The organism is Micromonospora sp. NPDC051296, assembly GCF_040682255.1.
GTDB classification, from domain to species: Bacteria; Actinomycetota; Actinomycetes; order Mycobacteriales; family Micromonosporaceae; genus Micromonospora; species Micromonospora craterilacus.
In genome coordinates this window covers 1-6,758 of sequence record NZ_JBFBAO010000370.1, presented here as the reverse complement: position 1 = coordinate 6,758, position 6,758 = coordinate 1, and the positions used below count along the sequence as shown (strand labels likewise).

Sequence of the window (6,758 nt, the reverse complement as noted above, 5' to 3'; positions counted from 1 at the left end):
GTACGCCTCCACCTTCAACCCGCCCGGCCGGTCATTGATCCCGAACCCCGGCCGGGGCCGGTAGAAACCGGCGTTGTCGTCACCGGCCACCCGGGTCACGATCGGGTGATCGAGCAGCGCTTCGGCGGACGTGCCCGAGACACCGTGCACCCGTAGCTCAACCACCTCGTGTGCCAACGTCCCGCCTTCCGGCAGCTGCCGATCCCGGTTCACGGTAGAGAGCTGAGCTGCCGTTACGAGGCCGTTTCGGCGAACTCGCCGCCCGCCGGCCGGTCGGCCCGATTCACCCGCCGGCCCCGTCGGCCCAGGTCACCGCCGGTCCGGTGGTACGGGTCACCGGCGGGCGTAGCGCAGCAGCAGGGTGCCGTCACCGGCGAGCAGGACGTGGCGCAGCGGCAGGTGGCGGGCCGGGCTCGGGTCACCGGCGGTGATCCGGCCGGCCCCGGCCCCGGCGAGCAGCGGGGCGACCGACAGGCAGACCTCGTCCACCAGGTCGGCGGTGGTGAGCGCGCCGAACAGCCGTGGTCCGCCCTCGCAGAGCACCTGGTCGAGCCCGCGGCGGCGCAGTTCGGTCAGGCCGGCGGCGAGGTCGACCCGGCCGTCACCGCAACGCACCAGGTCGGCCACGTCGGCCAGCCCGGCCGGCGCCGGCGCGTCGTCGCGGGTGAGTACCAGAGGGCGTACCGGCGCGTCGGCGAAGGCCGCCTGGGCCGGGTCGAGGTCGAGGATGCCGGAGACCACCACGAGCGTCGGGTACTCGGCCAGCCCGTGCGCGCGTCGCCAGGCCCGGCGCCGCTCGTCGAGGCGGACCGCCCGGTACCCCTCCCGGCGCAACGTGCCGGCCGCCACCAGCAGCGCGTCGCAGAGCATCCGCAGCAGCCCGAACACCCGCTTGTCGGGCCCGCCGGACAACCCGGCGGAGAGACCGTCGACGCTGACCGCGCCGTCGACGCTGGTCACGAAGTTCATCCGGAGGTGGGGCCGGTCGGCGCGGCCGTAGCGTGCGGTGAGCGTGTCGTCGTCGAGCGGCGCGGGTGAAGGTTCCGGCCAGAGCGCGGAAATCGGAAGTCCGACGCTCATTCGCTGGCCGGACCGGTGACCGGAGGGGTGGGTTGGGCGGTACGGTGCTGGCAGTCGCACCAGTTCCGGCCCGGACAGTCGTCGTGCCGCCGCGTCCGGCACGCTCGGCAGATCATGCTCGCAGCCTATGCCGCGGGAGGATGGGACAGCATGCCGCGTCAGATCTTCCAGCTGAGGATGTCGCTGTCCGGGGTCCGTCCCGCCGTCTGGCGCCGGGTGCTGGTGCCCGGTGGCTACACCCTGGACCGGGTGCACCGGGTGGTGCAGCACGCGATGGGTTGGCGCGACTGCCATCTGCACTCGTTCGAGATCGACGGCCTGCAGTACGGCGAGCCCGATCCGGACGGTGAACTGGCCGTGCAGGACGAACTGGACGTCCGGCTGGACGCGGTGGTCGGCAAGGGCAGTCGGTTCCACTACACGTACGACTTCGGCGACTGGTGGGAGCACGACCTGCTGGTGGAGGACGCCTTCGCCGCCGAGGCGGACGAGCGCTACCCGAGCTGCCTCGACGGCGAGCGGGCCGGCCCGCCGGAAGATGTCGGCGGCCCGCAGGGCTACCTGGTGTTCCTGGCCGCGCTCGCCGATCCGGCGCACCCCGAGCACCGGTCGATGCGCGACTGGGCGGGCGCGGGCTTCGACCCGGCCGCCTTCGACGCCGGCCGGGTCGCCACGCTGCTGCGGCGTCTCTGCTGACCCGTCACCCCGATCCGCCCCGCTGACCATCATCGCGAACCACTGTCGCGGTAACGATCTGGGAACGCTCCCATCGGCCTATTGACACTCCTGATACACACCGGCAATCTCATGGGAGCGTTCCCAAGAGGCGCGGATCACAGTCCGGCGCCCCGGGACGCCGACGCCGGCTGACTGAGCCGGTGCCGGCAGGCGCTGCGGCACCCCCCACCACAAACAACCAGCCTCACCATCGAAAGAGGGGTCAGGATGAGCCTCACCACGCGGCGTACCCGCATGGCGGCGGCCGCCCTGGCCGCGATCACCGCCGTCGGCGGTCTCGCGGCCTGCGGCAAGGACGACGACACGTCGACCGAGGGCGGAAAGCCCGCCAAGCTGGTCGTCGACACCTTCGGCGAGATGGGCTACGACGAGCTCGTCAAGCAGTACGAGCAGCAGACCGGCATCAAGGTCGAGCTGCGCAAGACCGCCCAGCTCGGTGAGTACCGGCCCAAGCTGGTCCGCTACCTGGCCACCGGCAAGGGCGCGGCCGACGTGACCGCCCTGGAAGAGGGCATCCTCAACGAGTTCAAGTCCAACCCGCGCAACTGGGTCGACCTGTCCCCGTTGATCGCCGACCACTCCGAGGAGTACCTGCCCTGGAAGTGGGAGCTGGGCAAGGCGCCGGACGGGCGGCTGATCGGCCTGCCGACCGACGTCGGCAGCCTCGCGGTCTGCTACCGCAAGGACCTGTTCGAGGCGGCCGGCCTGCCCACCGATCGGGACCAGGTGTCGGCGCTCTGGCCGGACTGGAACGGTTTCCACGAGGCCGGCCGCAAGTACAAGCAGGGCAGCGGCGGCAAGGCCTTCATCGACTCGGTCACCGCGGTCTCGAACGGCGTGCTGTTCCAGCAGGGCAGCGACCTGTTCTACGACAAGGAGAACAACATCATCGCGGACACCAGTCCCGCGGTGAAGGCCGCCTGGGAGACCGCGACCTCGATGGCGGACATCTCCGCCAAGGTGGCCACCTGGTCGCCGGAGTGGTCGGGTGGCTTCAAGCAGGGCACCTTCGCGGCCACCTTCTGCCCGTCCTGGATGCTCGGCATCGTCGCGGACAACTCCGGTGAGGCCAACAAGGGCAAGTGGGACGTGGCGGCCGTGCCGGGTGGCGGCGGCAACTGGGGTGGCTCGTGGCTGGCCGTGCCGGAGCAGAGCGCACACCAGAAGGAGGCGGCCAAGCTCGCCGAGTTCCTGACCAACGCCACCAGCCAGGTCGAAGCCTTCAAGGCCAAGGGCCCGCTGCCCACCAACCTGGAGGCGCTGAAGAACGACGCCTTCCTCAGCTACACCAACGAGTACTTCAGCGGCGCGCCGACCGGCAAGATCTTCGGCGAGAGCGTCAGCAAGATCGAGCCGATCCACCTGGGCCCGAAGCACCAGGCGGTCAAGGAGAACGCGCTCGAGCCGGCCCTGCGGTCGTTCGAGAACGGGCAGGCCAGCAAGGAGAAGGCCTGGGAGCAGTTCGTGAAGGACGCCGGTATCCAGGGCGCCTTCTGAGTGATTCCCAACCGGTGGCGTCCGGGGACCACCCCGGACGCCACCGGTCGGTCCCCTCCGCGTACCACCCTGCGCGAGGGCCCCCGGGCCTCGCCGGGAAAGGAAATCCGCATGAGCGAGCGTAAGCGAGTGAATCATCAATTCAGCGTCGTGGTGCCTCATGGCAGCACGGAGCGCAGCGGAGTGTCGTCATGAGTCTCTCGGCCACGACGGCGCCACCGTCACCAGCAGCACCCAGGCCGCCCGATACCGCCTCCCGGCGCCGTCGGGGATACCTCCTCACCCGCCTGGATCTCAAGTACTCGCCGTACCTCTACATCGCGCCGTTCTTCCTCATCTTCGGCGCGTTCGGGCTGTACCCGATGCTGCGCACCGCCTGGATGTCACTGCACGACTGGGACATGATCGGCGACCACTCGTTCATCGGGATCGACAACTACACCCGGTTGTTCACCGACGACTACTTCTGGAACGCGCTGGTCAACACCTTCGGCATCTTCGCCCTGTCGACCATCCCGCAGATCCTGCTGGCGCTGTTCCTGGCGAACCTGCTCAACCGCACCCTGCTGCGCGCCAAGACCTTCTTCCGGATGGCCATCTTCATCCCGAACGTGGTCTCGGTGGCCGCGGTCGCGATCGTCTTCGGCATGCTGTTCCAGCGGGAGTTCGGCCTGATCAACTGGCTGCTCAGCTTCGTCGGCATCGACCAGATCGACTGGGACGGCCAGCGGTGGAGCTCCTGGACGGCGATCGCCTCCATGGTCAACTGGCGGTGGACCGGTTACAACACCCTGATCCTGCTCGCCGGGATGCAGGCCATCCCCAAGGACCTGTACGAGGCCGCGGCGATCGACGGAGCCGGTCCGTGGCGGCAGTTCTGGCGGATCACCCTGCCGATGGTCCGGCCCACCCTCATCTTCGTGGTCATCCTCTCCACGATCGGCGGCATGCAGCTCTTCACCGAGCCGCTGCTCTTCGCCAACGGCAGCATCCTCGGTGGCAACCAGCGGGAGTTCCAGACCCTGGCCATGTACATGTACGAGATGGGCATCGAGAACCTCAACACCGCCGGCTACGGAGCCGCCGTCGCCTGGGCGATCTTCGTGATCATCGTGTTGATGTCGCTGCTCAACTTCGTACTCGTCCGCCGTACGGCCAAGTGAGGAGAGATCGATGATCTCGGCTTCCCAGCGCCTGTGGCGCACCAGTCCGCTGACCTACGTCGCGCTCGTCCTGGCGGCCCTGCTGTCGATCTACCCCTTCTACTACATGGTGGTGATCGGCACCCGCACCCTGGACTCCATCAACGACGTGCCGCCGCCGCTCACCCCCGGAGGCGCCTTCGGTGACAACTTCGACCGGGTCCTCGCCAACGACGCGGCGAACTTCGTCACCGGCCTGATCAACTCGATCATCGTCTCCTCCGTGGTCACCGCGTCAGTGGTGCTCACCGGCTCGCTGGCCGGGTTCGCCTTCGCGAAGCTGCGGTTCCGGGGCCGGAACATCCTGCTGCTGGCGATCATCGTCACCATGATGATCCCGACCCAGATGGGCCTCATCCCGCTCTGGGGCATGATGCAGACGCTCGGGTGGTACGACACCCTGTACGCCGTCACCGTGCCGTTCCTGGTCAGCGCCTTCGGCGTGTTCATGATGCGGCAGTACGCCAGTCAGGCGATCTCCGACGAGCTGATCGAGGCCGGTCGGGTCGACGGCGCCAGCACGTTCCGGATCTACTGGAACATCGTGCTGCCCGCGCTACGCCCGGCCGCGGCCGTCCTGGGGCTGCTGACCTTCATGGAGACCTGGAACTCGTTCCTCTGGCCGTACGCGATCCTCACCCCGGAGAACCCGACCCTGCAGGTCTCGCTCTCCTTCCTCTCGTACGCCTACTACACCGACTACTCGCAGGTCTTCGCCGCCACGGCAGTGGGTACCCTGCCCCTGGTGGTCGTCTTCATCCTGTTCGGCCGCCAGATCATCGGCGGGATCATGGAAGGTGCAGTCAAGTCGTGAGCAACCCCGCCACCCCGCCCGCCGTCGGCGTCCTCGACGAGCGCGCGCCGCTGACTTTCCCGCCCGGCTTCCTCTGGGGGGCGGCGACCGCCGCGTACCAGATCGAGGGCGCGGCGGCCGAGGGCGGCCGTACCCCGTCGATCTGGGACACCTTCAGCCACACCGAGGGCCGGACGGTCGCCGGGCACACCGGCGACGTCGCCTGCGACCACTACCACCGGCTCGGCGACGACGTGCGGCTGATGGCCGGGCTGGGGCTGAAGTCGTACCGCTTCTCGGTCTCCTGGCCCCGGGTGCAGCCGGGCGGGTCGGGCCCGGCCAACGCCGAGGGGCTGGACTTCTACCGGCGGCTGGTCGACGAGCTGCTGGCCAACGGGATCGAGCCCTGGCTCACGCTCTACCACTGGGATCTGCCCCAGGAGTTGGAGGACGCCGGCGGCTGGCCGGCCCGGGACACCGCCGCCCGGTTCGCCGACTACACCCAGCTGGTGGCGGACGCACTCGGTGACCGGGTGCAGTACTGGACCACGCTCAACGAGCCGTGGTGCTCGGCCTTCCTCGGCTACGGCTCCGGGGTGCACGCCCCCGGCCGCTCCGACGGGGCCGACGCGGTCCGCGCCGGGCACCACCTGATGCTCGGGCACGGGCTCGCCGTGCAGGCCCTGCGCGCGGCCCGGCCGGCCGCCCAGCTCGGGGTGACCGTCAACCTGTACCCGGTGACCCCGGCCACCGGATCGCCCGGCGACTCCGACGCCGCCCGGCGCATCGACGGGCTGGCCAACCGGTTCTTCCTGGATCCGATCCTGCGCGGGCAGTACCCCGACGACCTGGTCGCCGACCTGGCGAAGGTGACCGACTTCGGGCACGTACGCGACGGCGACCTGGCCACCATCGCCACGCCGCTGGACCTGGTCGGGGTCAACTACTACAGCCGCCACGTGGTGGCCGCTCCGGTGCCCGGCGAGCAGCCGGAGCCCTACTGGCGGGCCCCGTCCAACTGGCCGGGCAGCGAGGACGTCCGGTTCGTCAGCCGGGGCGTGCCGGTCACCGACATGGACTGGGAGATCGACGCCCCGGGCCTGGTGGAGACGCTGCGCCGGGTGCACGAGGAGTACACCGACCTGCCGCTGTACGTCACCGAGAACGGCTCGGCCTTCGTCGACGCGGTGATCGACGGTCAGGTCGACGACGCCGAGCGGCTGGCGTACTTCGACGCGCACCTGCGCGCCGCGCACCAGGCGATCAGCGCGGGCGTTCCCCTGCGGGGATACTTCGCCTGGTCGCTGATGGATAATTTCGAGTGGGCCTGGGGCTACACCAAGCGGTTCGGCAGGTCCGGGCCGCAGCGGTGGACCGGGCGTACCGCGAGCTGACCAACGGCGCCGTGCCGGCCAGCCGGCAGGCGTGGGTGGTGCTCCAGGCCCCGC

General features: G+C 69.8%; 7 protein-coding genes. 5 read left to right on the top strand and 2 right to left on the bottom strand.

The window, feature by feature from the left end; genetic code table 11:
• Window positions 1-213: hypothetical protein (locus tag AB0M52_RS28210; protein ID WP_363959855.1), on the bottom strand; the 213-nt coding region annotated here is incomplete at its 3' end.
• A gap of 120 nt (window positions 214-333) precedes the next feature.
• On the bottom strand, window positions 334-1,080 hold the full coding sequence (locus tag AB0M52_RS28205) for a pyrimidine reductase family protein (protein ID WP_363959853.1): 747 nt from the start codon (window positions 1,078-1,080) through the stop codon (window positions 334-336).
• Between the two features lie 150 nt (window positions 1,081-1,230).
• Between AB0M52_RS28205 and AB0M52_RS28200 the strand changes: the two genes are divergently transcribed.
• From AB0M52_RS28200 to AB0M52_RS28180, 5 genes are all read left to right on the top strand, one after another.
• Window positions 1,231-1,776, top strand: coding sequence for a plasmid pRiA4b ORF-3 family protein (locus tag AB0M52_RS28200; RefSeq protein WP_363959850.1), 546 nt, complete (start codon window positions 1,231-1,233; stop codon window positions 1,774-1,776).
• Window positions 1,777-2,025: 249 nt separating this feature from the next.
• A complete protein-coding gene (locus AB0M52_RS28195; RefSeq protein WP_363959847.1) occupies window positions 2,026-3,315 on the top strand; it encodes an extracellular solute-binding protein in 1,290 nt (429 codons plus the stop codon).
• A gap of 191 nt (window positions 3,316-3,506) precedes the next feature.
• On the top strand, window positions 3,507-4,478 hold the full coding sequence (locus AB0M52_RS28190) for a sugar ABC transporter permease (protein ID WP_363959844.1): 972 nt from the start codon (window positions 3,507-3,509) through the stop codon (window positions 4,476-4,478).
• A 10-nt stretch (window positions 4,479-4,488) separates the two neighbouring features.
• Window positions 4,489-5,331 carry a carbohydrate ABC transporter permease gene (locus AB0M52_RS28185; protein ID WP_363959841.1) on the top strand — a complete coding sequence of 281 codons (843 nt, stop codon included), beginning with the start codon at window positions 4,489-4,491 and terminating at the stop codon, window positions 5,329-5,331.
• Window positions 5,328-6,704: a GH1 family beta-glucosidase gene (locus AB0M52_RS28180; RefSeq protein ID WP_363959838.1), complete on the top strand. Its 1,377-nt coding sequence runs from the start codon at window positions 5,328-5,330 to the stop codon at window positions 6,702-6,704. The genes AB0M52_RS28185 and AB0M52_RS28180 overlap by 4 nt, the downstream gene beginning before the upstream one ends.
• Window positions 6,705-6,758 lie beyond the last annotated feature (54 nt).

Bases quoted from the DNA above. Each gene is read 5' to 3' on its own strand.
- AB0M52_RS28200 (WP_363959850.1), top strand. From the start codon at position 1,231: ATGCCGCGTCAGATCTTCCAGCTGAGGATGTCGCTGTCCGGGGTCCGT.
- AB0M52_RS28205 (WP_363959853.1), bottom strand. From the start codon at position 1,080: ATGAGCGTCGGACTTCCGATTTCCGCGCTCTGGCCGGAACCTTCACCC.
- AB0M52_RS28190 (WP_363959844.1), top strand. From the start codon at position 3,507: ATGAGTCTCTCGGCCACGACGGCGCCACCGTCACCAGCAGCACCCAGG.
- AB0M52_RS28185 (WP_363959841.1), top strand. From the start codon at position 4,489: ATGATCTCGGCTTCCCAGCGCCTGTGGCGCACCAGTCCGCTGACCTAC.
- AB0M52_RS28195 (WP_363959847.1), top strand. From the start codon at position 2,026: ATGAGCCTCACCACGCGGCGTACCCGCATGGCGGCGGCCGCCCTGGCC.